At 71.4% G+C, this 24,071-nt stretch carries 27 protein-coding genes; 15 read left to right on the forward strand and 12 right to left on the reverse strand.

Going from position 1 to position 24,071, the window contains the following annotated elements:
- Positions 1-2: 2 nt before the first annotated feature.
- The 10 genes from atpB (at position 3) to AB0K37_RS15880 (ending at position 9,208) form a co-directional block, all read left to right on the forward strand.
- The gene (gene atpB, locus AB0K37_RS15835) at positions 3-794 is read left to right on the forward strand and encodes a F0F1 ATP synthase subunit A (RefSeq protein WP_363980779.1); all 792 of its coding nucleotides are present in this window, start codon (positions 3-5) and stop codon (positions 792-794) included.
- Between the two features lie 103 nt (positions 795-897).
- Positions 898-1,131 (forward strand): ATP synthase F0 subunit C, encoded by a 234-nt coding sequence (gene atpE, locus AB0K37_RS15840; protein WP_089310093.1) that lies wholly within the window; start codon positions 898-900, stop codon positions 1,129-1,131.
- A gap of 32 nt (positions 1,132-1,163) precedes the next feature.
- Positions 1,164-1,721, forward strand: coding sequence for a F0F1 ATP synthase subunit B (locus tag AB0K37_RS15845; RefSeq protein ID WP_345182602.1), 558 nt, complete (start codon positions 1,164-1,166; stop codon positions 1,719-1,721).
- Positions 1,718-2,539: a F0F1 ATP synthase subunit delta gene (locus AB0K37_RS15850; protein WP_363980783.1), complete on the forward strand. Its 822-nt coding sequence runs from the start codon at positions 1,718-1,720 to the stop codon at positions 2,537-2,539. Before AB0K37_RS15845 ends, AB0K37_RS15850 begins: the two co-directional genes overlap by 4 nt.
- A gap of 41 nt (positions 2,540-2,580) precedes the next feature.
- On the forward strand, positions 2,581-4,215 hold the full coding sequence (gene atpA / locus AB0K37_RS15855) for a F0F1 ATP synthase subunit alpha (protein ID WP_363980786.1): 1,635 nt from the start codon (positions 2,581-2,583) through the stop codon (positions 4,213-4,215).
- 5 nt (positions 4,216-4,220) lie between these two features.
- Positions 4,221-5,117 carry a F0F1 ATP synthase subunit gamma gene (locus tag AB0K37_RS15860; protein ID WP_363980789.1) on the forward strand — a complete coding sequence of 299 codons (897 nt, stop codon included), beginning with the start codon at positions 4,221-4,223 and terminating at the stop codon, positions 5,115-5,117.
- Positions 5,118-5,124: 7 nt separating this feature from the next.
- Entirely contained in the window at positions 5,125-6,555 is a 1,431-nt protein-coding gene (atpD, locus tag AB0K37_RS15865; RefSeq protein WP_363980792.1) for a F0F1 ATP synthase subunit beta, read from the forward strand.
- A gap of 78 nt (positions 6,556-6,633) precedes the next feature.
- Entirely contained in the window at positions 6,634-7,020 is a 387-nt protein-coding gene (locus AB0K37_RS15870) for a F0F1 ATP synthase subunit epsilon (RefSeq protein WP_363980795.1), read from the forward strand.
- A 22-nt stretch (positions 7,021-7,042) separates the two neighbouring features.
- The gene (locus tag AB0K37_RS15875; RefSeq protein ID WP_363980798.1) at positions 7,043-7,507 is read left to right on the forward strand and encodes a DUF2550 domain-containing protein; all 465 of its coding nucleotides are present in this window, start codon (positions 7,043-7,045) and stop codon (positions 7,505-7,507) included.
- Between the two features lie 159 nt (positions 7,508-7,666).
- Positions 7,667-9,208: a M28 family peptidase gene (locus tag AB0K37_RS15880; RefSeq protein ID WP_363980859.1), complete on the forward strand. Its 1,542-nt coding sequence runs from the start codon at positions 7,667-7,669 to the stop codon at positions 9,206-9,208.
- A 27-nt stretch (positions 9,209-9,235) separates the two neighbouring features.
- Here AB0K37_RS15880 and AB0K37_RS15885 read toward each other — a convergent pair whose 3' ends face one another.
- The 3 genes from AB0K37_RS15885 to AB0K37_RS15895 all read right to left on the reverse strand — a co-directional run bounded on the left by AB0K37_RS15885 (position 9,236) and on the right by AB0K37_RS15895 (position 11,581).
- Positions 9,236-9,802: a DUF4913 domain-containing protein gene (locus AB0K37_RS15885; RefSeq protein ID WP_363980801.1), complete on the reverse strand. Its 567-nt coding sequence runs from the start codon at positions 9,800-9,802 to the stop codon at positions 9,236-9,238.
- 109 nt (positions 9,803-9,911) lie between these two features.
- Entirely contained in the window at positions 9,912-10,844 is a 933-nt protein-coding gene (locus AB0K37_RS15890; RefSeq protein WP_363980804.1) for a DUF4097 family beta strand repeat-containing protein, read from the reverse strand.
- 122 nt (positions 10,845-10,966) lie between these two features.
- A complete protein-coding gene (locus AB0K37_RS15895; RefSeq protein ID WP_363980806.1) occupies positions 10,967-11,581 on the reverse strand; it encodes a cob(I)yrinic acid a,c-diamide adenosyltransferase in 615 nt (204 codons plus the stop codon).
- Positions 11,582-11,651: 70 nt separating this feature from the next.
- On the opposite strand from AB0K37_RS15895, the gene AB0K37_RS15900 reads away from it, so the two are divergent.
- The 3 genes from AB0K37_RS15900 (at position 11,652) to AB0K37_RS15910 (ending at position 15,224) form a co-directional block, all read left to right on the forward strand.
- Positions 11,652-13,244 carry a GMC family oxidoreductase N-terminal domain-containing protein gene (locus AB0K37_RS15900; protein WP_363980809.1) on the forward strand — a complete coding sequence of 531 codons (1,593 nt, stop codon included), beginning with the start codon at positions 11,652-11,654 and terminating at the stop codon, positions 13,242-13,244.
- Positions 13,245-13,661: 417 nt separating this feature from the next.
- The gene (locus AB0K37_RS15905; RefSeq protein ID WP_363980812.1) at positions 13,662-14,756 is read left to right on the forward strand and encodes a DUF6745 domain-containing protein; all 1,095 of its coding nucleotides are present in this window, start codon (positions 13,662-13,664) and stop codon (positions 14,754-14,756) included.
- Positions 14,757-14,789: 33 nt separating this feature from the next.
- A complete protein-coding gene (locus AB0K37_RS15910) occupies positions 14,790-15,224 on the forward strand; it encodes a hypothetical protein (protein ID WP_363980815.1) in 435 nt (144 codons plus the stop codon).
- Between the two features lie 40 nt (positions 15,225-15,264).
- Here AB0K37_RS15910 and AB0K37_RS15915 read toward each other — a convergent pair whose 3' ends face one another.
- The 4 genes from AB0K37_RS15915 to AB0K37_RS15930 all read right to left on the reverse strand — a co-directional run bounded on the left by AB0K37_RS15915 (position 15,265) and on the right by AB0K37_RS15930 (position 19,377).
- A complete protein-coding gene (locus tag AB0K37_RS15915) occupies positions 15,265-15,744 on the reverse strand; it encodes a GNAT family N-acetyltransferase (protein ID WP_363980818.1) in 480 nt (159 codons plus the stop codon).
- 53 nt (positions 15,745-15,797) lie between these two features.
- Positions 15,798-17,297: an aldehyde dehydrogenase family protein gene (locus tag AB0K37_RS15920; RefSeq protein WP_363980821.1), complete on the reverse strand. Its 1,500-nt coding sequence runs from the start codon at positions 17,295-17,297 to the stop codon at positions 15,798-15,800.
- A gap of 66 nt (positions 17,298-17,363) precedes the next feature.
- Positions 17,364-18,722 carry a carotenoid oxygenase family protein gene (locus AB0K37_RS15925; RefSeq protein WP_363980824.1) on the reverse strand — a complete coding sequence of 453 codons (1,359 nt, stop codon included), beginning with the start codon at positions 18,720-18,722 and terminating at the stop codon, positions 17,364-17,366.
- A 37-nt stretch (positions 18,723-18,759) separates the two neighbouring features.
- Positions 18,760-19,377: a hypothetical protein gene (locus AB0K37_RS15930; protein WP_363980827.1), complete on the reverse strand. Its 618-nt coding sequence runs from the start codon at positions 19,375-19,377 to the stop codon at positions 18,760-18,762.
- 95 nt (positions 19,378-19,472) lie between these two features.
- Between AB0K37_RS15930 and AB0K37_RS15935 the strand changes: the two genes are divergently transcribed.
- Positions 19,473-20,033: a PadR family transcriptional regulator gene (locus AB0K37_RS15935; RefSeq protein ID WP_363980830.1), complete on the forward strand. Its 561-nt coding sequence runs from the start codon at positions 19,473-19,475 to the stop codon at positions 20,031-20,033.
- A gap of 24 nt (positions 20,034-20,057) precedes the next feature.
- On the opposite strand, the gene AB0K37_RS15940 is transcribed toward AB0K37_RS15935, so the two are convergent.
- The gene (locus AB0K37_RS15940; protein ID WP_363980833.1) at positions 20,058-20,879 is read right to left on the reverse strand and encodes an NAD(P)H-binding protein; all 822 of its coding nucleotides are present in this window, start codon (positions 20,877-20,879) and stop codon (positions 20,058-20,060) included.
- Between the two features lie 82 nt (positions 20,880-20,961).
- On the opposite strand from AB0K37_RS15940, the gene AB0K37_RS15945 reads away from it, so the two are divergent.
- Complete coding sequence (locus AB0K37_RS15945; protein WP_363980836.1) at positions 20,962-21,585, forward strand: TetR family transcriptional regulator; 624 nt, start codon at positions 20,962-20,964, stop codon at positions 21,583-21,585.
- Here the strand turns inward: AB0K37_RS15945 and AB0K37_RS15950 are convergent.
- Genes AB0K37_RS15950 through AB0K37_RS15965 form a run of 4 tightly spaced genes read right to left on the reverse strand, consistent with a single transcriptional unit; the run spans position 21,582 to position 23,918 of the window.
- Positions 21,582-22,403: a site-2 protease family protein gene (locus AB0K37_RS15950; RefSeq protein ID WP_363980839.1), complete on the reverse strand. Its 822-nt coding sequence runs from the start codon at positions 22,401-22,403 to the stop codon at positions 21,582-21,584. The genes AB0K37_RS15945 and AB0K37_RS15950 overlap by 4 nt on opposite strands.
- Before the next feature lie 52 nt (positions 22,404-22,455).
- Positions 22,456-23,043, reverse strand: a complete 588-nt coding sequence (locus AB0K37_RS15955; RefSeq protein ID WP_363980842.1) for a TetR/AcrR family transcriptional regulator — start codon at positions 23,041-23,043, stop codon at positions 22,456-22,458.
- Positions 23,044-23,074: 31 nt separating this feature from the next.
- On the reverse strand, positions 23,075-23,482 hold the full coding sequence (locus AB0K37_RS15960; RefSeq protein WP_363980844.1) for a DUF3224 domain-containing protein: 408 nt from the start codon (positions 23,480-23,482) through the stop codon (positions 23,075-23,077).
- Between the two features lie 22 nt (positions 23,483-23,504).
- The gene (locus AB0K37_RS15965) at positions 23,505-23,918 is read right to left on the reverse strand and encodes a GNAT family N-acetyltransferase (protein WP_363980862.1); all 414 of its coding nucleotides are present in this window, start codon (positions 23,916-23,918) and stop codon (positions 23,505-23,507) included.
- Positions 23,919-24,071 lie beyond the last annotated feature (153 nt).

Raw genomic sequence — 24,071 nt, forward strand, 5'->3', positions numbered from 1 at the left:
GCGTGAACGCGCTGACGGTCCTCGCCTCCGGCGGAGAAGAGTTCCAGGCCCCCGGACCGGAGCTGTTCGACTTCCCGCCCCTGTTCGCCGGCGGCCCCGCGTGGCTCACCAAGCCGGTCGTCTTCGCGGTCGTCGGGTCGCTGGTGGTCTGCGTCTTCTTCTGGAGCGCCTTCGCCAAGCCGAAGCTCGTGCCGCGGGGCGTGCAGAACCTCGGCGAGGTCGGCTACATGTTCGTGCGGGACGAGATCGCCCGCCCGTTCCTCGGCAAGAACACCGACCGGTGGATGCCGATGCTGATGTCGATGTTCTTCCTGATCTGGATCTGGAACATCTTCGCGGTGGTCCCGATCATCCAGTTCCCGATCGCCTCGCACATCGCGTTCCCGATCGTCCTGGCGCTCTTCGTCTACATCGTCAAGGTCTACCTCGGTCTGCGGCACCAGGGGATCCGGTACTTCACGAACATGATCCCCAGCGGCCTGCCGCTGCCGGTCTACTTCCTGCTGGTGCCGATCGAGTACCTCTCGACCTTCGTCCTGGCCCCCTTCACCCACGCGGTCCGGCTCTTCGCCAACATGTTCGCGGGCCACACGATCCTGGCGTTCTTCAGCCTGGTCGGCTTCTGGTTCATGTTCGAGAAGCCCACGGTCGCCGGGTTCGGCGTCGGTGTCATCGGCGTGATCGTCACCATCGCCATGACGGCGCTGGAGCTGCTGATCCAGTTCCTGCAGGCGTTCCTGTTCACCATGCTGGCCGCCATGTACATCCAGAGCGGCCTGGAAGCCGACCACTAAGACCCGCGGGGCACGCGACGCCCCGGCTCCGCGGACCCCATCGGACAACCTCGTAAGCCCAGACCGGCGGAGCTTCCGCCGGCCGACAGAAAAGGGAAAGAAAATGGGAGACCTCGCTGCCCTCAGCGGTAACGTCACCTCGATCGGTTACGGCCTCGCGGCGATCGGCCCGGGCATCGGCGTCGGCATCATCTTCGGCCAGGGCGTGAACGCGATCGCCCGCCAGCCCGAGCTGACCGGTGTGATCCGCACCAACATGCTGCTGGGCTTCGTCCTTACCGAGGCGCTCGCCCTGATCGGCCTGGTCGCGCCGTTCATCTTCCAGGGCATCAAGTAGTAGCCGTCCGAACCTGAGGAAGGGCTGCAGACATGATCACAGCAGCTTCCGTCCTGGCGGCGGAGGAGAACAACCCTCTCATTCCGCACCCGTTCGAGCTGGTCGTCGGCATCTTCTCGTTCCTGGTCGTGCTGATCGTCCTCGGCAAGATCCTTACGCCGCGCATCCAGCAGACGCTGGAGGAGCGGACCGAGGCGATCGAGGGCGGCCTCCTGCGGGCCGAGCAGGCGCAGAAGGAGGCCCAGCAGGTCCTCGAGCAGTACAAGGCCCAGCAGAAGGCGGCCGCGGTCGAGGCGTCGAACGAGCGGCGCAAGGCCGAGGAGCAGGGCGCGCAGATCATCGCCCAGGCCAAGGAGCAGGCCCAGGTCGAGGCGCGCCGCATCGTCGAGAACGCCAAGGCGCAGATCGAGGCCGAGCGGCAGCAGGCGCTGCAGTCGCTGCGCGCCGAGATCGGGGCCATGTCGGTCGAGCTGGCCGGACGCGTCGTGGGCGAGTCCCTCGAGGACAGCGCGCGGCAGAGCCGGGTCGTCGACCGGTTCCTCGAGGAGCTCGAGGAACGCGCTCGCACCCAGGAGCAGATCACATCATGACCATCACGGGAGCGGTGAGCAGGGCGTCGCTGGCCGAGGCCAAGGAACGGCTGGAGGCCGTGATTCCCTCCGCCGACCTGGCGCGGCTCGGCGGCGACCTGTTCGCGGTGCTGCACCTGATCGACCGCGAGCACGGTGTGCGGCGGGCGGTCTCCGACCCGTCGCGCGACGGTGCCGAGAAGGCGCAGCTCGTCCAGATCCTGCTGGAGGGCAAGGTGTCGCCGGCCGCTCTCGGGCTGGTCGCCGACGTCGCCCGGCTGCGGTGGTCCACGCCGTCGGAGATGTCGGACGCGCTGGAGATCCTCGCGGTCACCGCCGAGGCGGCCCGCGCCGAGGCCGGCGGCCGCATCGACGACCTGGAGGACGAGCTGTTCCGGTTCTCCCGGGTCGTCGAGGGGGAGCCGGAACTGCGCGGCGCCCTCGCCAACCCCGGCCTGCCGGGCGAGCGCAAGCTCGGGCTGGTCAACGCGCTGGTGGAGGGCAAGGTCACCGACGCGACGCTGGCGCTGCTCACGGAGCTCGTGCTGCGTCCGCGAGGACGTAGCCTGGAAAGCGGGCTCGCCGACTACGGCAAGCTGGTCGCCCAGCGCAGGCAGCGGCTGGTCGCCCTGGTCCGCTCGCCGGCGCCGCTGTCGGCGGCGCAGCGGACCCGGCTCGCCGCGGTGCTCGCCGCCGCCTACGGCCACGAAGTACACCTGAACATCGAGATCGACCCCACCGCGATCGGCGGCCTTTCGGTCCAGATCGGGGACGAGATCATCGACGGCACGATCGCCGGACGGCTGGACGACGTCCGCCGGCGGCTCGGCACCGGCTGACCCGCCGGCTAGCTGACCCCATAGGGAGCAAGAGAGGAATCATGGCGGAGCTGACGATCCGTCCGGACGAGATCCGGAACGCGCTGGAGCGCTTCGTCCAGTCGTACGAGCCCGAGGCCGCCGCGCGCGAAGAGGTCGGCACCGTCGTCGATTCCGGCGACGGTATCGCCCACGTCGAGGGCCTGCCCTCCGCGATGGCGAACGAACTCCTTGAGTTCGAGGACGGTACCCGTGGCCTGGCTCTGAACCTGGACGTACGTGAGATCGGCGCCGTTGTCCTTGGCGACTTCAGCAAGATCGAAGAGGGCCAGAAGGTCCGCCGGACCGGCGAGGTCCTCTCGGTCCCCGTCGGCGACGGCTTCCTCGGCCGCGTCGTGGACGCGCTGGGCAACCCGCTGGACGGCAAGGGCGCGATCGAGACGACCGAGCGCCGCGCGCTCGAACTGCAGGCCCCCACGGTCGTGCAGCGGCAGTCGGTGAGCGAGCCGCTGCAGACCGGCATCAAGGCCATCGACGCGATGACGCCGATCGGCCGCGGCCAGCGGCAGCTGATCATCGGTGACCGGCAGACCGGCAAGACGACGGTCTGCGTGGACACGATCATCAACCAGAAGGAGAACTGGGAGTCCGGCGACGAGACGAAGCAGGTCCGCTGCATCTACGTCGCGATCGGCCAGAAGGGCTCCACGATCGCCAACGTCCGCCGCTCCCTGGAGGAGGCCGGCGCGCTGGAGTACACCACGATCGTGGCGGCTCCCGCGTCCGACCCGGCGGGCTACAAGTACATCGCCCCCTACACCGGGTCCGCGATCGGGCAGCACTGGATGTACCAGGGCAAGCACGTCCTGATCATCTTCGACGACCTGTCGAAGCAGGCCGAGGCCTACCGCGCGGTGTCGCTGCTGCTGCGCCGCCCGCCGGGCCGCGAGGCCTACCCCGGTGACGTGTTCTACCTGCACTCGCGCCTGCTGGAGCGCTGCGCGAAGCTGTCGGATGACATGGGCGGCGGCTCGATGACGGGTCTGCCGATCATCGAGACCAAGGGCAGCGACGTGTCGGCCTACATCCCGACGAACGTCATCTCGATCACCGACGGGCAGTGCTTCCTGGAGACGGACCTGTTCAACCAGGGCGTCCGGCCGGCGATCAACGTCGGCATCTCGGTCTCCCGGGTCGGCGGCGACGCGCAGATCAAGGCGATGAAGACGGTCGCCGGCACGCTGCGCCTGGCGCTGTCGCAGTTCCGCGACCTGGAGGCGTTCGCCGCCTTCGCGTCCGACCTGGACGCCGCGTCGCGCGCACAGCTGGAGCGCGGCGCCCGCCTGGTCGAGCTGCTGAAGCAGCCGCAGGGCAGCCCGTTCCCGGTCGAGCAGGAGGTCGTGTCCGTGTGGGCGGGCACCTCCGGCGCGCTGGACGACGTCCCGGTGGCCGACGTCCGCCGCTTCGAGCGCGAGTTCCTCGACTACGTCGAGCGTGAGGAGGGCGGCCTGCTGACCTCCATCCGCGAGACCGGCAAGCTGTCCGACGACGGCCTCACCAGCCTCAAGAACACCATCACGGAGTTCAAGAAGGGCTTCCAGACCAGCGAGGGCGAGCTGCTCGCTGAGGAGCCCGTCGAGGCGATCGACGACGAGGACGTCAAGCAGGAGACGATCACCCGCGTCAAGAAGGGCTGACGGCCATGGCCGCACAGCTTCGTCAACTCCGGCAGAAGATCAAGACGGTCAAGTCGACCGCCAAGATCACTCGTGCCCAGGAGATGATCGCCACGTCGCGGATCGTCAAGGCCCAGCAGGCGGTGGCGGCCTCCAAGCCGTACGCCGACCAGATCACGCAGGCCCTGACCGCGCTGGTGAGCCACAACGTCGGGATCGACCATCCGCTGCTGGAGGAGCAGCCGGCCGACAACCGCAGCGCCGTGCTGATCATCACGAGCGACCGCGGGTTCTGCGGCGCCTACAACGCCAACGTCATCCGCGAGGCGGAGTCGCTGATCAAGGCGCTGCGGGACGAGGGCCGCGAGCCGGTTCCCTACGTCGTCGGCAACAAGGGCATCACCTGGTACCGGTTCCGGGGCCGGGACGTCGCCGAGACCTGGAACGGGTTCAGCGACCGCCCCGAGTTCGGCAACGCCGAGCGGATCGGGCGGCGGCTGGCCGAGGACTTCCTCAAGACCGACGCCGAGGGCGGGGTCGGGGAGATCCACGTGGTCTACACCGAGTTCGTCTCGATGCTGACGCAGGCCGTCCGGGTCACCCGGCTGATGCCGCTGGAGATCGAGGAGGCCGAGTCCTCCAAGGTCCCGCCGGCGTACGAGTTCGAGCCGTCCGCCCAGGCCGCGCTCGACCTGCTCCTGCCGAACTACATCGAGAGCCGCATCTTCCACATGCTGCTGCAGTCGGCCGCGTCCTTCCAGGCGTCGGTCCGGCGGGCCATGAAGTCGGCGACCGACAATGCCAACGAACTGATCGGGGTCTACACGCGCCAGATGAACCAGGCGCGGCAGGCGGCGATCACCCAGGAAATCAGCGAGATCGTCGGTGGCGCTGACGCGCTCGCCGATTCTGGCGGGGAGTGAGAAGGGTATGACTGCTCAGGTAGAGACGGCGACCGCGACCGGGCGCGTCGCCCGTGTCATCGGCCCGGTCGTCGACGTGGAGTTCCCCGCCGACGCCATTCCGGAGATCTACAACGCCCTCAACGCCCAGGTCACCCTGGGCGGCGAGGCGAAGACCCTGACGTTCGAGGTCGCCCAGCACCTCGGCGACAACATGGTCAGGGCCATCTCGATGCAGCCGACGGACGGCCTCGTCCGCGGCGCTCCGGTGACCGACTCGGGCGAGTCGATCGCGGTGCCGGTCGGCGACATCACCAAGGGCCACGTGTGGAACGCCCTCGGCGACGCTCTGGACGTCCCGACCGCCTCGCTGGAGGTCAACGAGCGCTGGGGCATCCACCGCAGCGCTCCGCCGTTCGACCAGCTGGAGTCCAAGACCGAGATGCTGGAGACCGGCATCAAGGTCATCGACCTGCTGTGCCCGTACGTCAAGGGCGGCAAGATCGGTCTGTTCGGCGGCGCGGGTGTGGGCAAGACCGTCCTCATCCAGGAGATGATCCGCCGCGTCGCCCGCAACTTCGGCGGCACCTCGGTGTTCGCCGGTGTGGGCGAGCGCACCCGTGAGGGCAACGACCTCTGGGTGGAGATGGCCGAGGCGGACGTCCTCAAGGACACCGCGATGGTGTTCGGCCAGATGGACGAGCCGCCGGGCACCCGGCTGCGGGTGGCGCTGTCCGCGCTGACGATGGCGGAGTACTTCCGCGACGTGCAGAACCAGGACGTGCTGCTGTTCATCGACAACATCTTCCGGTTCACGCAGGCCGGTTCGGAGGTCTCCACGCTGCTCGGGCGCATGCCGTCCGCGGTGGGGTACCAGCCGACGCTGGCCGACGAGATGGGCGTGCTCCAGGAGCGGATCACGTCGACGCGCGGTAACTCGATCACCTCGATGCAGGCGATCTACGTTCCCGCCGACGACATCACCGACCCGGCGCCGCACACCACGTTCGCGCACCTGGACGCCACCACGACGCTGTCGCGGAGCATCTCCGAGAAGGGCATCTTCCCGGCGGTGGACCCGCTCGACTCCACCTCGCGGATCATGGACCCGCAGATCCTGGGGAACGAGCACTACGAGGTCGCCCAGGAAGTGATCCGGATCCTGCAGAAGTACAAGGAGCTGCAGGACATCATCGCGATCCTCGGCATCGACGAGCTCTCCGAGGAGGACAAGGTCACCGTCCAGCGGGCGCGGCGCATCGAGCGCTTCCTGTCGCACCCGATGTACGTGGCCGAGCAGTTCACCGGCCAGCCCGGTGAGACGGTGCCGAAGGACGAGACGATCTCCTCGTTCAAGGCGCTCGCGGAGGGCAAGTACGACCATCTCCCCGAGCAGGCGTTCTTCATGTGCGGCGGCATCGAGGATGTCGAGAAGAAGGCCAAGGAGCTGGAGAAGTAGTCCGCTTCGGCGGGCCGCGCCCGGGCTCCGCGCCCGGGCCGGCCCGCCGGATCCGCTCCAGTAGTCGGAGGGAAAGACGTGGCAACCCTGAAGGTCGGGCTGGTCTCGCCGGAGCGCGAGGTCTGGTCCGGCGAGGCCAAGATGGTGGTCGCGCAGACGATCGAGGGCTCGCTCGGCATCCTGCCGGGGCACGCCCCGGTGCTGGGCGTCCTCCTCGACGGCAGCGTGGTGAAGATCGAGCCCGCGGACGGCGGTGCGCCGGTCCTGGCGGCGGTCGGCAGCGGGTTCTTCTCCGTCGCCGCCAACGAGGTGTCGGTGCTGGCCGAGCAGGTCGAGCGGGCCGAGGAGATCGACGTCGACGAGGCCAAGCGGGCGCTCGACGCGGCCCTGTCCGCCGAGGGCGAGGACGCGACGCCGGAGCGGCGCGCCCGGGCGCGGCTGCGCGCGGCGGGCGTCGAGGCCTAGGTCCGGGCGAACGGCGGGGGACTTGGGCGAGCACCTGGCACTGGACGTCGGCGGGGTGCTCGCCGTGCTCGTTCTGGGGGCGGCGCTGCTGTTCGCCTCCATGGCGGTGCGCCGCTGGCTGTTCACGCGCGGCGGCGGCACCGTGGAGTGCAGCCTGCGCGAACTGCCCCGGGAGGGCGGAGCCCCTGGAGTGTGGAGGCTCGGCATCGGCCGCTACAAGGGCGATGTCCTGCACTGGCACCGCGTGTTCGGTTTCCGCAGACGGCCCCGGCAGGTGATCCACCGCCGGGGCCTCGTCGTGTCCAACCGGCGCGTCCCGGACCGGGAGGAGGCCGAGGGCCTGCTGCCGGACGTGAGCGTCATCGAGGTCAGGAACGGCGATCTCGTGGTGGAGCTGGCGATGGGGGCGGCGGCCCTGACCGGTTTCCTGGCGTGGCTGGAGGCGGCTCCGCCCGGCTTCCCGGTCGACCTGCACTCCTCCGAATGAGGGGACGGGCGGGCGCGATGGGGGCGGCACGGGAATGAGCTGGTAAGACCTCGGTATCGAATCGGCCTGACCGTGCCGCCGCTGCTTGAGGCGGCCGGGGCGCGGGGTGAGGATCGCGCTGGTCCGCTCCCTTCTCCGTCCGCTGGAGTGCTCGTGCGCATGCTCCTCACCGGCCGCAGGCATCCCGTCGTCCGCAGGCTCTCGTTCGGCACGGCCGTGGCGCTGCCCGCCCTGTTCCTGCCCGCCGCCCTGCCGATGGCCGGGGCCGCGCCGGCGCGTCCCGATCTCGCCGCGCTGGTCACGCTGAGGGACATCAGTCCGCACCTGGCCGCGTTCCAGGAGATCGCCGACTACAACGGCGGCGACCGCGCGGCGGGGAGGGCCGGCTACGACGTGTCCGTGCGGTACGTCACCGGGCGGTTGAAGAGGTTCGGGTTCTCGCCGAGGGTCCAGAAGTTCACCTATCCGTACTGGCGGGAGCGGACGCCCGCGGCGTTCGCGCGGACGGCGCCGTCCAAGGCGTCCTACAGGCGGGAGGCCGACTTCCTCACGCTCGCGTACTCGGGTTCGGGTGATGTGACGGCGCCGGCGGCGGCGGTGGACGTCCCGTCCAAGGGGGAGGGGACGAGCGGCTGCGAGGCCGGTGACTTCAAGGGCTTCAGGAAGGGCTCGATCGCGCTCGTCCAGCGGGGGACCTGCACGTTCGCGGCCAAGGCCGCCAACGCGCGGGCGGCCGGAGCGTCCGCCGTAGTGATCTTCAACAAGCCGGGGGAGCGCGGGCCGGTGAACGGGACGCTGTCGAGGCCGGCCGCGGTCCCGGTCGTCGGGCCGACGCACGCGGTGGGGGCCGCGCTGGTGAAGGCCGCGCGGAAGGGCGCCCTGAAGCTGCGGGTCAGGACCGACGCCGTGCACGGGAGGCGGTCGTCGGCCAACGTCATCGCCGACACCCGGCAGGGGCGGGCCGACAACGTCGTGGTCGTGGGCGCGCATCTGGACAGCGTCCCGGCGGGGCCAGGGATCAACGACAACGGCACCGGCGCCGCCGTCCTGCTCGCCGTCGCCGCCAAGATCAAGCAGCTCGGCGGGGACGGCCTGCGCAACCGGGTGCGGTTCGCCTGGTGGGGAGCCGAGGAGGAGGGCCTGCAGGGGTCGGAGCAGTACCTGCGGTCGCTGCCCGCGTCCCAGCGGGCGCGGATCGCGCTGAACCTGAACTTCGACATGCTCGGTTCGCCGAACGGCACCCGGGGCGTCTACGACGGCGACCACTCGACCGGCGCGGGCACGCGGGCGCCCGCCGGGTCGGGGGCGATCGAGCGGATGTTCCGGCTGTACTTCAAGGGCCGCCGCCTGCCGGTCACCGAGAGCCAGTTCAACGGGCGTTCCGACTACGGGCCGTTCGTCGAGCGGGGCATCCCGGCGGGCGGGATGGACACCGGCGCCGAGGGAGTGAAGACCGCCGCCGAGGCCAAGGTGTTCGGCGGCAGGGCGGGCAAGGCGTACGACCCGTGCTATCACGCGAGGTGCGACCGCCTGAAGAACGTCAACCTCAGGCTGCTCGACAGCAACGCCGACGGGATCGCGCACGTTCTGCAGCACCTGGCCCGGACGACGGTCGCGGTGAACGGCGGCGCCCGCTTCGGCCCGGCGGCCGTGGACCCGTCCTACGCCCCGCTGTGGCAGGGCCCTTACCTGCTGCGTTGACGGCGGGCGGGCTCGGCGGGCCCGGCGTCACGCCGGAGGGAACCCGAAGTCTTCGACCGGGGTGGCGGGGCCCGCGTTGTGGACGGGCCGCTCGGGGTCGGTCATGCAACCCGCGAAGGGGCCGTCGGGGGCGCGGAGACGTGCGAGCGTGGGGTCGAGATGGTCGCGGTGCCAGATGCTCGGGCCGGTGTGCCCGCATCCCGGTGAGTCGGTGAGCCCCTGCCAGGCCATCCAGAGGGCGTGGAGGCGGGCGAGCGCCTCGGGATGTTCCCACCAGCGCGAGCACCACGGCCGGAGCGGGCTCACCTGGTTGACGTAGACGGGGACCAGGAGCACGTTGACCCAGGTGGCCATGGTCTCGAGTTCGAGGGTGTGCTCCGGGCCGTCCAGGTACAGGAGGAAGGTCGGCACGACCGGGCCTTCGTCCTCCGGCCGGCCGGCGGGGTCCTCGGGGTCGATCGACGTGGGCGAAGCGAGCCGATCGCGAAGTCCCTTGATGACCTCCGCGTGCCTGGCGAGACCGTGACCGTGGATCTCGACGACCGCGCGCAGGTCGGCGAGGTCCTCGGCGAGGCCGTCGGGTGAGTCGGTCATTGATGCGTCTCCATCGGGCTACTGGCTGCGAGCGCCATGGATGACCGTCCGGAGACCGTGGACCGAGTCAAGTTCGGCGTGACCGTTAGTCCGGTATGCCGGTGATGCCCTAGTTTGGCGTCACGGCGATGTCGCCGTCGCGGGTGCGCAGGTCGAGGTGCCGCGCGGACCGCGAGTCCTGGCGGACGCCCGGGTCGATCCTCCTGGCCCCCTGGGCGGACAGCGCGATGGCGTAGCCCTCCCCGCCCGGCAGGCGCAGCCGGATCGGGCCGCTCCCGGCGACGGCCCGGACGTCGGCGGGCGGCGAGTCCAGCCGCATCGTGATCCTGCCGTCGTCGGTCCGGGCGGTGATCCGGTCGGCGGCGAGCCCGTCCAGGGTGATCGAGCCGCTGCCGGTGCCGAGGTCGGCGACGCCGACGCGTCCGCTCACCTCCATCCGGCCGTCGGACGCGCGGGCCTTCAGCCGGTCGGCGGTGAGGTCCCGGGCCGTGACGGCGCCGCTGCCGCTGCGCAGGTCGGCGGTGGCCACGCGGCCCGTCACGTGCACCGCCCCGTCGTCGGCGCTGATCGACACCGTCGCGGCCCGCAGGTCCGTCGCCTGGATCGCGCCGCTGTCGCTGCGCAGCCGCACCGTCCCGGCGAGACCGGACACCTCGATCCTCCCGTCCCGGCTGTCGACCTGAACGGGCGTGCTGCGCGGCACCTGGACGCGGTAGGAGACCCCGCACGCGGAGAACCCCATCACGTTCCTGCCGCACGAGGACGACAGGGCCAGCGTGGAGCCCTCGGAGACGTGCCGCGCCTTCGGCCTGTTCTTGTCGTTGGACCAGCGCAGCCGCTCGGTGATCCTGATGCCGGGGGAGTCGGACGCGGTGACCTCGACCCGGCCCCCGTGCGTCGTGATCTTCAGCCCGGCGGTGCCCGCGGGCGCGGAGTAGGAGCGGTCCTGCTGGTGCCGGCCGACGCTCACGTTGCCGCAGCCCGTCAGGGCCGCCGCGGTCAGCGCGGCGGCGGCCGTGGCCGTGGCTGTCAGAGTCCTCACGTGGTCTCTCCCCGTCGTCGGCGTGCGGCCCGTACAGGGCAAGCCTGCTCCAGGCGCGCCGGCGCCCGCCAGGAGGGGAGCCGGTCAACCGGGGGTGGGGTTAGCCCCACCCCCGTGACGCCTCAGCGCTCGCCGCCGGGCTTCCACATGACGTCGCCGGTCTCGGCGTTGGCGACGCGGCACAGGATGAACAGCAGGTCCGACAGCCGGTTGAGGTACTTGGCCGTCAGCGGGTTCACGCCGCCCTCGGGCGTGACGCCGGCGTCGCCGTGGGCCTCGATCGCGGCCCAGGCGGACCGCTCGGCCCGGCGGGTCACCGTCCGCGCGACGTGCAGGAGCGCGGCGCCGGGCGTCCCGCCGGGGAGGATGAAGCTGCGCAGCGTCGGAAGGTCGGCGTTGTACTCGTCGCAGGCCTCCTCCAGTCGCTCGATGTAGGACGGCTCGATGCGCAGCGGCGGGTACTGCGGGTCGGGGACGACGGGCGCGCACAGGTCGGCGCCCACGTCGAACAGGTCGTTCTGGACGCGGGTCAGCAGCGCGACCAGCGCCTCGGGCAGGGACCCGAGCGCGAGCGCCGTGCCGATCGCGGCGTTGGCCTCCTCGACGTCGGCGTACGCGGCGAGGCGCGGATCGGTCTTGGACGTGCGGGACGCGTCCCCCAGCGCGGTGGTGCCGTCGTCTCCCGTGCGGGTGTAGATCCGGGAGAGCACAACGGGATTGTCCCTGTTCTTCGCCATGGGGGCAGCCTAGCCCTGCCGCTGGCAGAAGCCCGTTCGGTAGGGTTTCGGAAAGACCCCGGAGGCCGCCGTGTACGACTACATCATCGTGGGAGCGGGCAGCGCGGGCTGCGTCCTGGCCGCCCGACTGACCGAGGACCCCTCCGTGAAGGTCCTGCTGCTGGAGGCGGGCCCGCCCGACGACGCCCCCGAGATCCACATCCCGGCCGCGGTGGCCGCGCTGATCAAGGGCCCGTACGACTGGGACTACGCGACCGTCCCGCAGGAGCACGCGGCCGGGCGCAGCGTGTACTGGCCGCGCGGGCGCACGCTCGGCGGCAGCTCGTCCACCAACGCGATGATCTACATTCGCGGCGCCCGGCACGACTACGACACCTGGCGCGACTCCTACGGCTGCGAGGGCTGGGGCTACGAGGACCTCCTGCCCTACTTCGTCCGCGCCGAGGACCAGCAGCGCGGCGAGCTGCCCTACCACGGCGTCGGCGGCCCGCTGCGCGTCGAGGACCTGCGCTACCGGCACCCCCTGACCCGCGCGTGGGTGCAGTCGGCCAAGGCGTACGGCCTCGCCGCCAACCACGACTTCAACGGCGCCGACCAGGACGGCGTCGGCTTCTACCAGGTCACCCACAAGCGCGGCCGCCGCTGGTCGACCGCCGCCGGCTACCTGCACCCGATCGAGCACCGCCCGAACCTGACGGTCGTCACCGACGCCCTCGCCACCCGCGTGGTGATCGAGGACAGCCGCGCCGTCGGCGTCCGGTACGAGGCGCGCGGCGAGACGATGTCGGCCCGCGCGGAGGCCGAGGTGATCCTGTCGGGCGGCGCGGTGAACAGCCCGCAGCTCCTCATGCTCTCCGGCGTCGGCCCTGCCGACCACCTGCGCTCCCTGGGCATCGACGTCCTGGTCGACTCCCCGGTGGGACGGCGCCTCCAGGACCATCCGTTCGTGAACGTCATGTTCGCCACGCCCCGCACCAAGCCCCTCTGGGAACTGGCGAACGCCCGCTCCTTCGCCCTCTACCAGGCCCTGGCGCGCGGCCCCTACGCCTCGAACGTCGCCGAGGCCGGGGGGTTCGCCCGCACGGTGGAGGGCCTGCCCGCCCCCGACCTGCAGTACCACGTCCTGCCGACCCCGTTCGTCAACCAGGGCCTCACCGAATCGTCCGAGCGCCTGCTGTCGGTCATGGTCACCGCGGTGGCGATCGCGAGCCGCGGCGCGCTGACCCTCCGCTCCGCCAGCCCCCACGCCAAGCCCCTGATCGATCCCGCCTACCTCGCCGACAAGGCCGACCTGGACATCCTGGTCGCCGGCGTCCGGCAGGCCCGCGAGATCGCCTCCACCGGGCCGCTGGCGTCCCTGATCGGCGGCGAGTGGGCCCCCGGCGAGCAGGTCGACTCCGATGAGGCCATCGCCGACTTCGTCCGCCGCGAGGCCGCGACGCTGTTCCACCCCACCAGCACCTGCGCGATGGGCGCGGACGACTCCGTCTGCGACACCGAACTGCGCGTCCGGGGCGTCGAGGGCCTGCGCGTGGTCGACGCCTCGGTCATGCCGGCCGTCCCGCGGGGCAACACCAACGCCCCGACCATCGCGATCGCCGAACGCGCCGCCGACCTGATCCGGGGCCGCGCCCCCCTCGCGCCCGCGGGCGCCCCGAAATGAGGAACGCCCCCGTCGGAGACGACGGGGGCGTGGCCGCTGGGGTACAGGCTGCGGGGCTCACCGCTTGAGCGCCTTCGCGATGCGAGCGCGACGGCTGTTCTTCCCCTCCGCCCGCAGCACCCGTACGCGGTCCTCGATGACGACCTTCATGAACTCCTGGCTGAACATCAGCTTCTCCTCGTTTCCGCCGGGCCCTCTTGGCCCGACATGTACAAGGTTCGTCCTAAGGCCCCACCCTGAGCATCGGGACGAAGCCTTATCTAGGCATGCCTAGGACGCCTTAGACCCGGCCGTCCCGCCGGCAGGACCGGCTAGGACGCTCAGACGCGTCCGCCGGGCCCGGGTGTGGACAGGCGGGGCGCGATGTGTCACCATCCTGCGCATGATCAATGAAAGGGGCGTCTCCGCCCTCATCCGGTGAGCGTCGACGCGCAGCGGGAAGCTGCCGCCGTCCGCGCGGAGTGGCTCGGGCATCTGCTCTCCACCGCGCCCGCCGACCGTCCGGCCGCCGAGGCGGCCATATCCGAGCTGTACCGGCTGATCGGTCTCGATCCGCCTCGTTTCCATTGGGTCCCGTCGCCGCTGGCGGCCCTGGAGACCGTCCCGCCCGGCATCCGGCCGCGGGCCCCCGAGAGCGCGGACCGGCTTTCCGAATGGCCTCTTCCAGCACGCTTCCGCAGCCTGATCGGCGGGTTGTCCGTGCAGCTGGAGGCTCGGGTCCTGCGGAATTCCCGGTCGCTGGGCCCGATGCTGTCGCAGCTGGTGAGGATGCCGATCGTCAGCTCGGCCAGGAGCACGGTCCGCATGGCGCTCCGGTCCGCGCACGAGAGGGCCGAGAGGGGCGCCGCCTGGCACGGGGCCCTGTGCGCCTCCTGGGGCGCGAACTATGACGCGGTCCGCCGGACGTCCGGTGTGGTCTTCACTCCCGAGCAGAATCGGCTGATCGACCTGTGGGCGACGCCGGCCCGGTCGTGCGGCTGGTGGTGGCCGCGCGAGGACGTCTGCGTCGTGTCCGAGCGGCCCGTCGAGATCCATACGGAGGTCTGGGGCGACGAGGGCGAGGTGCGCCTGCACCGCTCGGACGGACCCGCGCTCCGGTACGCCGACGGCTGGGACGTGCACGCCTGGCACGGCACGAGGGTGCCGGCCTGGGTGGCGGAGGATCCGAGCGTCGAGCGGATCGCGCGGGAGGCCAACATCGAGGTCCGCCGGTGCGCGGTCGAGAACATCGGCTGGGGCGAGTACATCGACCGGGCGGGGCTGCGGCTCGTGGCGGCCGCGCCGGATCCCGGGAACCCCGGCTCGGAGCTGCGGCTCTACGAGCTCGGGGTCGACGATCCGAGCGAGAAGGCCAGGGTGCTGCTCGCCGTCAACGGCTCCGTCGAGCGCGACGGGAGCCGCCGCCGGTACGGGCTGGCCGTTCCGGGCGTCTTCGACGACCCGCTCGCCGCCGCCGGATGGACCTACGGGCTGTCCGCCGACCAGTACGCACGACTCGTCCGCCGAACCTGAAAGGTGATCTCTTTGACCGTGAACTCCGGGAACGTGACTCTCGACTCCCTGTCCGAACAGACCGGACTCGCCGTCCTCGACCACCTCGACCGGTCGGTGAGCATCCCCGTCGTCGACGGGATCCAGGCGCAGGGCGATCTGATCGTCGTCCCCCGGTCCGAAGCCTCGTCGACGGCCGTCCCGTCGAGCGCCGTATGGACGGACGTGCCGCCCGAGGGCGTCGAACTGCTGCGGGGCGTGGCGGGCGGAAACCCGCACACGCTGGTCGCCGACCCCGGCACCTGCCGCTGGACGAGGGGCGTGTCGGAGCCCGGCGGCCTGGCCATCGGCGTCTTCGAGGCGTCCGCTACCGTCTACCTGCTGCATCCCGAGCACGGCGCGTCCGGCTGCGCGCCGGGCCGCTACGTCGTCCGCCGCCAGCGCGAGTACGCCCCCGGCGGCTGGGGCTCCCGCCTCGTGGCCGACTGATCCGCGCCCGCGCAGGGCCCTTCCGCCGGCCGCGCCGCGGCTAGGCGGTCTCGATGAAGCCCAGGCGGTCGTAGAGGCGGCGGGCGCGGCGGTTGCGGCGGGTCACGGCCAGGGTGAGGGTGTCGTGGCCTTGCCCGGCCAGGGCGTGCATGACGGCCTGGACGAGCCCCTGGCCCAGGCCACGGCCCGCGTGGGCGGGGGCGGTGAAGAGGAACGCGAGCAGGGGGACGGCTCTGTAAAGGGTGACGAGCGCCCCTCCCACCGGGCGGCCCTCGTGGTCGGCCACGAAGGACGCCTCGGGAAGGAACGTGCCGTACTCGCCGGCCATGGTGAGGTGGATCTCGCGGACGGCGCCCTGGACGTCCCCCACGTCGGCCTCGTCGGGAGTGCCGCGGTAGGCGTCCCACATCAGGGCGGCCAGGGCCGGGACGTCGGCGTCGGTGAACGGCCGGAAGCCGGGCGGGGGCGGGGGCGGGGTGCCCAGGGCCACCTCGAGACGGCTCCGCGCGGGGGCGTTCATGGTTTCGAGTCTAGGCGGCGCCCCCGCCGGGGACCGGCGGGGGCGTTGCCGGGTCAGCGCTTGTAGCGGCGGCCGTGGATCATGTTGATCATGCCGAGGACGCGCGCCATCTCCTTCTCGGTGCGGGCGAACGTGGTGAGGTTCATGGTCGCGAACCGCTGGCGGGTGATGGCCTTCGGGCGGGCGAACTCGCGCAGGCCGTCGGCGCCGTGGATGCGGCCGAAGCCGGACTCGCCGACGCCGCCGAACGGCAGGGCCGCGACCTGGGCGAAGGCGGCGAACGCGTTGATGGACGTCATGCCCGACCGCATCCGGCGGGCGGCGTCCATCGCGCGGGACTTGTCGCCGGAGAAGATCGTCCCGGCGAGGCCGTAGCTGGTCCTGTTCGCCTTCTCGACCGCCTCGTCCATGTCCTTCACGCGGTGGACGGTGATCGTGGGTCCGAACGTCTCCTCGCACACGGCCGAGGAGTCGTCCGGGACGTTCGTCAGCACGACCGGCTCGACGTAGGGCTTGCGGACGGACTCGGCGCCGCCGACGACCGCCTTTCCGCCCTTGTCCAGCGCGTCCTTGATGTGGCGCTCGATGACGTCGAGCTGGGCCGGCATCGTGATGGGGCCGTAGGCGGCCTCGCGGTCGAAGCCGGGACGCAGGTCGCGGGCCTTCTCGGTCAGCTTGCCGAGGAACCGGTCGTAGGCCTCGTCCACGACGTAGATCCGCTCGACGCCGATGCAGGTCTGGCCCGCGTTCGACATGGCGCCCCACAGCGCGGCGTCGGCGGCGGCGTCGAGGTCGGCGCCGGTGTCGACGATGCAGGCGTCCTTGCCGCCGCACTCGGCGACGATCGGGGTCAGGTTCTCGGCGCAGGCCGCCATGACGCGCTTGGCGGTGCGGGCCGAGCCGGTGAAGGCGATCTTGTCGACGTGCGGGGACGAGGCGAGCGCCGCCCCCGTCTCGCCGAGCCCGGTGACCGTCTGCAGGACGGGATGCTCGGGGATCACCGCGGCGAACAGCTCGGCGAGGAGCACGCCGACGCCCGGGGTGTACTCGGACGGCTTGAACACCACGGCGTTGCCGGCGGCGAGCGCGTAGGCGATCGAGCCCATCGGGGTGAAGATCGGGTAGTTCCACGGCCCGATGACCCCGACGACGCCGAGCGACTGGTACTCCAGCACGCAGCGCTGGTTGATCGCCATGAGCCCGGGGTAGACGTTGCGCGGCCCGAGGATCTTCTGCGCGTTGCGCGCCGCCCAGTCCAGGTGGGTGATCGCCATGATCGTCTCAAGCTGGGCGTCCTGGACCGGCTTGCCGGTCTCCTGGTGGATGAGCTCGGCCATCCGGTTCAGGTTGCGGGTGAGCGAGCCCTTGACGTTCAGCAGCCGGAGCCGGCGCTCCTTCCAGCCGAGGGCGCGCCACCAGCCGGCCGCCTCGCGGGCGCGCTCGACCGCCGCGGCCACGGCGGCGCCGTCCTGGACGGGGTGCTCGGCGACGACCTCGCCGGTGGCCGGGTTCAGCGACGCGAAGGTCTCGGCGTTCTCCGTGGCCACGGACATGGGGAACCTCCCGGGAGGGGCCTGGTAAGTGACTGCTTGCACAGCAGTACCGGCTAGTAAACCACCCTATGTGCCGGGTCGGGCGTCGGGGATCCAGCTTCCGTGGAATCCGGCCGGGACGCGGCGCGGCAGCCGGACGCTCGCGGCGGGCGAGAGGTCCGCCGCGTCCAGCACCAGCAGCTCGGACGCCTGGGCGCGGGTGACGATCGACAGCAGCCAGCCCTCGTCCTCCGCGCGGGCGCCCGCCGCCGGGACGAAGACCGCCTCGCCGACGTGCGCGTCGTCGCCGAGCTCGTGCGCGGACGTCCCCCGCCCGCGCAGGTCGTACTTCACGATCGACTCGCCGCCCACCGTGTAGAGGTAGCGGTGCTCCCTGCCGGTGCGGGCGTCGTCGTGCGTGGGGAACTCGACGCCCCGGTCGTCGAGCGGCTCCTCGGTCGCGCGGCGGGTCGCGGGGTCGAGGACCCAGCGGTGCAGGTGCGCGTTCTGCGAGCGCGCCGCGCCGGTGGCGGGGTCGACGGTTCCGCCGATGTCCTCCCAGAGGGTGACGAAGTTCTCGGGCCGGTAGCGCGCCCCGTCCACCACGATCCGTCCGGCGGCGTCCTCGTGGGCGTTGCCGACGTGGAAGACGTAGCAGGGGTCGATGTCATACCAGGTGACCCCGGCCGTGCCGTCCCGGCGCATCACGCCGAGCCGGGCGCCGTAGGCGTCGTCCCAGACGTACGGCATGCCGGTCGACCCGGACATCGCCAGGTCGACGTCGAACACCACCGGCAGGTCGAGCCAGACGACGTGGTTCTCGGTGATCGCGAAGTCGTGCATCATCGTCGGGCCCGCCACCTCGACCTCGCGGCTCTCGGCCAGCGTCCCGTCCGGAGTCAGCCGGTGGTAGGTGAGGTGGGGCTCGAACGCCCCGTACCCGAAGAACAGCAGGTCGCCGGTGACCGGGTCCTCCTTCGGGTGCGCGGTCATGGCGGTGGTGAGCCGCCCGCCGAAGTCGCAGGCGCCGACGGTCTCCAGCTCGGGCGTCACCTCGTAGGGGAAGCCGGCCTCCACCAGCGCCCAGATCTTGCCCGCGTACGGGACGACGTGGGTGTTGGCCTGCACCGAGCGGCGGTCGAAGGTGAGGTCGTCGCGGACGAACGGCGTCCCGTTCAGGTAGGCGTCGGTCCGCACCCACCGGTTGCGGTACCACTCGGCGCGGCCGTCCCGCAGCCGGATGCCGTGGATCATCCCGTGGCCGGTGAACCAGTGCCGGCTCGGCTCTCCCGGCTTGGGGTTCGGCCCGTTGCGCAGGTAGCGGCCGGTCAGTTCGGGGGGCAGCGCGCCGGTGACCTCAAGGCCGCGGGCGTCGGTCTCGTCGGGGACGGGGGCCAGGTGACCGTCCAGCCAGGTGGCGGGGCGCTCGGTGGTGTTCTCGCCCATCTCGGTGCTCCTTTCCGGGCCGCTCCTCGGCGAGGGGTCAGCGGGAGGACGGCTCGGGCTGCGACGTGGCGGGCGCCTCCGCCAACGGTAGCCCGAGCCGGTCGTGGCGGCGCCTGCGCGCGAACTCGGGGTACCGCGCGGTGAAGACGGCGGGGACCGTGAAACCGGTGACCTTGACGGCGACCAGCAGTGCCGTGGCGTCCGGTGTCCAGTGCTGGACGCAGCCGAGGGCGGCCGCCAGCGCGGTGAAGCTCGCCGCCCACACGGAGGTGAGCACGCGGTTGACGCTCCGGAACGCGTCCGTCGCGGCGGTCCCCGCGGTGACCTGGCGGCGCGCGACGCCCGCGGTGAAGGGGCGTCCGAGAAGGAGCGTCGCCCAGGCGGTGAGCGCCAGCCACCCGATCGCGAGGGACGCGCCGTAGTCCAGCGCCGGCGAGCCGGGGACGGCGAACGCGAGCGCGGTGAGGGCGGCCATGAACACCGAGGTCGAGATCTCCAGGATCAGCGAGTCGGCGCGGTGGCCCCGGCGCAGGTCCTGGCCGAGCAGGGCCAGCGCGGCGACGAGCCCGGCCGCGGCCCCCGCGCGGTCGTCGAAGCCGCTGACGACCGCGAGCAGGATCCAGGGGAGGAAGGTTCGGGCGTAGTACTTCGACATGGCCGGGGCTCCTGGCTTCACGTTCCAACTTTGACATGTCGAAGATAGACAGTCCAGTTTCGACATGTCAACTGTGAAGGGTTAGAGTGCGGGGCATGAGTTTGCGACATGCGGTGCTCGGGCTCATCGCCGAGATGGACGGCGCCAGCGGCTACGACCTGCTGAAGATGTTCGAGATCTCACTGGGGAACGTGTGGCCGGCCCGGCAGAGCCAGCTCTACGGCGAGCTGGGCAAGCTCGCCGACGCCGGGCTGATCGAGGTCGCCGAGGAGGGGCCCCGCGGCCGCAGGGCGTACCGGATCACCGAGTCCGGGCGCGCGGAGCTGCGCCACTGGCTGGTGGACGTCCCCTCGAAGGGGAGCCGCAAGGACGAGTCGCTGCTGCGGGTCTTCTTCCTCGGCATGGTCGAGCCGGAGGAGGCCCGGCGCTACATGCGCGGGCACGCGGCGGGGCTCGGGGAGTACCTCGACGAGCTGACCGCCCTGGAGAAGAACGTCGACTGGGGTGAGGACGACCTGTCCGTCTACGGGCGGCTGGTCATCGAGTACGGCAAGCGGTTCGCCGCGATGCGCCGCGACTGGTTCGAATGGGCTTCGCGTGAGATCGAGTCCCTCGGCGAGCGCGGCGCCGAGGGCGGGCGGGGCCGCGGGCACTGAGGCTCGCGGCCCCGCGGGACGCGGTCAGCGGAAGTCGTGGGCGTGGTCGGCGGCCCACTCCTTGAACGTCCGGCCGGGACGGCCGGTGATCCGCTCGACCTCCCCGGTCGGCTCCGTCGGACGGTCGACGGCGCGGGCGCGCAGGCGGAGCAGGATGTCCACCAGCCCCTCGCGCATGTAGGGGCGGCCGAGCATCTCCTCCCGCGCCCGCTCGGGGGAGATCTCCTCGAACCGCGCCGGGCGGCCGGCGGCCTCCCCGATCAGTTCGACCATCTCCGGATGCGAGATCAGTTCGGGACCGCTCAGCACCGGCTTGGCGCCGACCAGGGCGTCGGTGAGCAGGGCCTTCGCCGCGACGGCCGCGATGTCGCGCTCGTGGATCGGCGTGCTGCGCGCCGCCGCGTACGGCTCGCGGACCGGCTCGCCCGCGCGGATCGCCTCCCGCCACGCCAGCGCGTTGGAGGAGAACTCGCCGGGACGCAGGAACGTCCACTCCATCCCGGTCTTCTCGATCGCCCGCTCGATCGCGAGGTGGTGCACCGCCAGATGGTTGGACGGGTCGTCGTCCAGCGCGGCGGCCGACGAGAGCATGACGGCGCGCCGGACGCCGTGGTCGACCGCGCGGGTGAGCAGGTCGTCGAGGCCGTTCCAGAACACGGCCGGGTTGAGGAAGAGCGACGTGACGCCGTCCAGCGGCATCTCGTCGGTGCGGGCGACCTGCGCCTCGCTGGGCAGGTCCGCGGTGGCGGGGTCCCGGGACAGCGCGCGGACGGCGGCGCCCGCGGTGAGCAGTTCGCCGACGAGATGGCGTCCGACGTTGCCGGTCGCTCCGGTTACGAGAATCATGCGGCCAGCTTCAACCAGATGGATGAAGTTGTCAAACAGTCGGATGGTTGAACTCCTCAGAAGCTTGGCTACCATGGGGAACGTGACGGAACCGACGAAGCGGCCGGCGACGAAGCAGGCGCGGCGCGCCCCGGCCCCGGACGAGCGCACGCTCGACGCCGAGCGCTCGCGCCGCCTGCTGGTGGACGCCGCGCTGGAGGAGTTCTCCGCCAAGGGCTACGCGGGCGCCCGCGTCCAGGACATCGCCGACCGCGCCGGCGTCAACAAGCAGCTGATCAACTACTACTTCGGCGGCAAGGAGGGGCTGTACTGCGAGCTCCACCGCCGCTGGCTGGAGCGGGAGGCCGAGTTCAACGACCCGGACGCCCCGTTCGACGAGATCGTGGTGCGGTACCTGCGGCACGTCCTCGACGACCCGCGCGGCACGAGGCTGAACGCCTGGCGCGGCCTCACCGAGGATCTGAAGGACATCCCGTCCGGCCCCCGCGAGGACCTGTCCGACATCGAACGCCGCCAGACCGCCGGGGAACTGCCCGCCGACCTGGACCCCGCCGCGATCATGTTCGCCGTGATGGCGATGGTGTCGGCGCCGGTCACCAAGCCGCTCGCCGTCCGCCACGTCTTCGGGATGGACCCGGAGTCACCCGAGTTCCAGCGCCACTACGCCGAGCAGCTGCGCCGCATCGTCCGCCACCTGACGGGCTAGCCCTTCCACCACTGGAACAGGTAGTGCCCGAGCTCGATCGGATGGTTGATCCGCTCGTCGAAGACCTTGAACGGGAACTCGCCGAGGCCGATCGCGTCGGTGAGGTAGTAGATGACGTTGAAGAAACCCTCGTTGATCGGACCCAGCCACAGCAGCGCGATCAGGACGAGGAACGCGTAGCCGCCGTAGGCGTTCGCCTGATCGACCCAGCGGCGCGGCAGGTACGGCTCGACGATCCCGAAGCCGTCCAGCCCGGGGATCGGCAGCAGGTTCAGGATCGTGGCGGTGACCTGGAGGAACGCCAGGAACGCCAGGCCCGACCAGAACAGCGCGTGGTCGGCGTCGGCGAAGTTCTTGAAGATCACCGCGAGCATGATGGCGAACAGCGCGTTCGACAGCGGGCCCGCCGCCGAGATCAGGCTGTGCCGCAGCCTGCCCTGGATCACGTGCCGGTCGATCCAGACGGCGCCGCCCGGCAGGCCGATGCCGCCGAGCACGATGAACACGACGGGGATGAGGAAGCTCAGCGTGACGTCGGAGTACTTCAGCGGGTTCAGCGTGAGGTAGCCCTTGGCCGCGACGCTGCGGTCGCCCGACCGGAAGGCGGTGTACGCGTGCCCGAACTCGTGCAGGGACAGCGACAGGATCCACGATGCGAGCACGAACCCGAACAGCGCGATCCGGCCCGGCTTGTCCAGGATCGCCTCGTACCGCCAGGTGATCAGGCCGCACAGGATCGTCGCCGCCACGACCGCGAGGAACACCGGGCTCGGCCGGACGGCCGCGCCTCCCCGCCTCTCGCTCGCAGTGCCATTCATCGGTTCCGGCCCCTCTCGCCGCGCCGTCTCCGCGGCGTCCCGTCCCAGGTCCTCATGCCGGCGCCGCGATGACCGGCACGACGTAGGTGCGCAGGAAGCGGCGCAGCCCGTCGGCGTCCCGGTCCCGGTCCATCACGATCAGCGAGGTGATGATGCGGAAGAGGAACTCGACCGTGCCCTCCACCTCGATGTCGGCGCGCAGCGTCCGCTGCCGCTGCGCCTGCTCGAAATGGGGCCGCACGTACTCGCAGCACAGCGCGAGCACGTGCTCGGCCGCCCCCGCCACCGCCGCCTGCATGTGCCCCGCCGCCTCCGGGACGAGGAAGTGCGCGATCGCCGGCTCCTCGCGGACGTAGTTCACCGCGTCCAGCGTCCCCTCGACGATCGCCTCGGAGACCGACCGCTCCCGGCGCAGCCGCTCGGCGAGCCGGTCGAGGAACCGCCGCAGGTCGCGCACCACCACCGCGAGGATCAGCTCGTCCCGCCCGCCGGTGACGCTGCGGTACACGGTCGCCCGCGACAGCTTCGCGGCGGCGGCGATGTCCTCGACCGTGGTCTTGGCCACGCCGAAGCGGCCGAAGCACGCTTCGGCCGCGTCGATGATGCGCTCGCGCGTGGCGTCGCCGGTGACCGGGGGCATGACCCGAACATTACCGGCCGCTGGTCGGCGCTCAGTCCAGCGTGTACTCCAGCGCCCAGGTGTGCCCGCCGTCCTCGGCGACGGAGATCTGGCCGACGCCGCGGATCCCGGCGAGCTCCCCCGTCCCCGAGGTGGGGACGATCAGCCACCGCAGCCACTGGGTGTCGGCCGTCCCGTCCTCGCTGCCCGCGCTGTGCTGGAGGACGAACGTCCCCTCCCGGCCGTGCAGGATCCCCTGGACGTGCTCGATCCCCACATAGGCGACGGGCCCCGCCGGCGACTCCACCGTGATCAGCTCGGTGGAACTCGTCCCCACGAGGTCGCCGTGGAAGGTCTTGCCCACGTGGACCCGGGTCATCCGGTTGCCGCCCTGCTCGTCATAGGGCTTGTCGGCGTCCCACGCCTCGATGTCGAAGCTGCCGCTGGCTTGAAACGTCATGCCCGCAATGATGCCCGCCCCGTCAGACGCCCGGGGAGACCCCGGGGAGTCGGAGCCGGAAGACGACGCGGTCGACCGCCGGGCCGTCGTAGTCGGCGACGGGGCCGGTGACCGTGAAACCCATCGCGGTGTGGAAGGCGATGGAGCCGCGGTTCTGCGGAGAAGTGATCGCCTTCACCTCCGTGCGCTGATCGGCCGCGGCCAGGTCGAAGAACCGGTGGTAGAGGCGACGGGCCAGGCCGTGGCCGCGAAGACGGGGCGCGACGCCGACGAAGTGGATGTAGGCGGTGTCGGGCATCGACGGCGACAGGAACCCGATGAGGAACCCCGCCAGGCCGCCGCCGTCTTCGGCCACCAGGCTGGTGCGGTGGAAGTGATCCAGGAACAGGCGCGGCAGGATCGACCTGATTGGCCGTCCCCACCAGTCGTCCACCACACCGACGATACGGTCGTAGTCATCCGGTTCGGCAGGTCGTAGACGCACGCTCTGGTTCACGGCCACGAATCGTCCCGGCAACGCCCGCTCGCTGTCCAGCGTCCAGGCCGTGAGTTCCGCTGGACGGGCGGCGGTGGCGGTGAGAGAGCACCG

Origin of the sequence: Actinomadura sp. NPDC049753 (assembly GCF_040674655.1) — a bacterium.
GTDB classification, from domain to species: Bacteria; Actinomycetota; Actinomycetes; order Streptosporangiales; family Streptosporangiaceae; genus Spirillospora; species Spirillospora verrucosospora.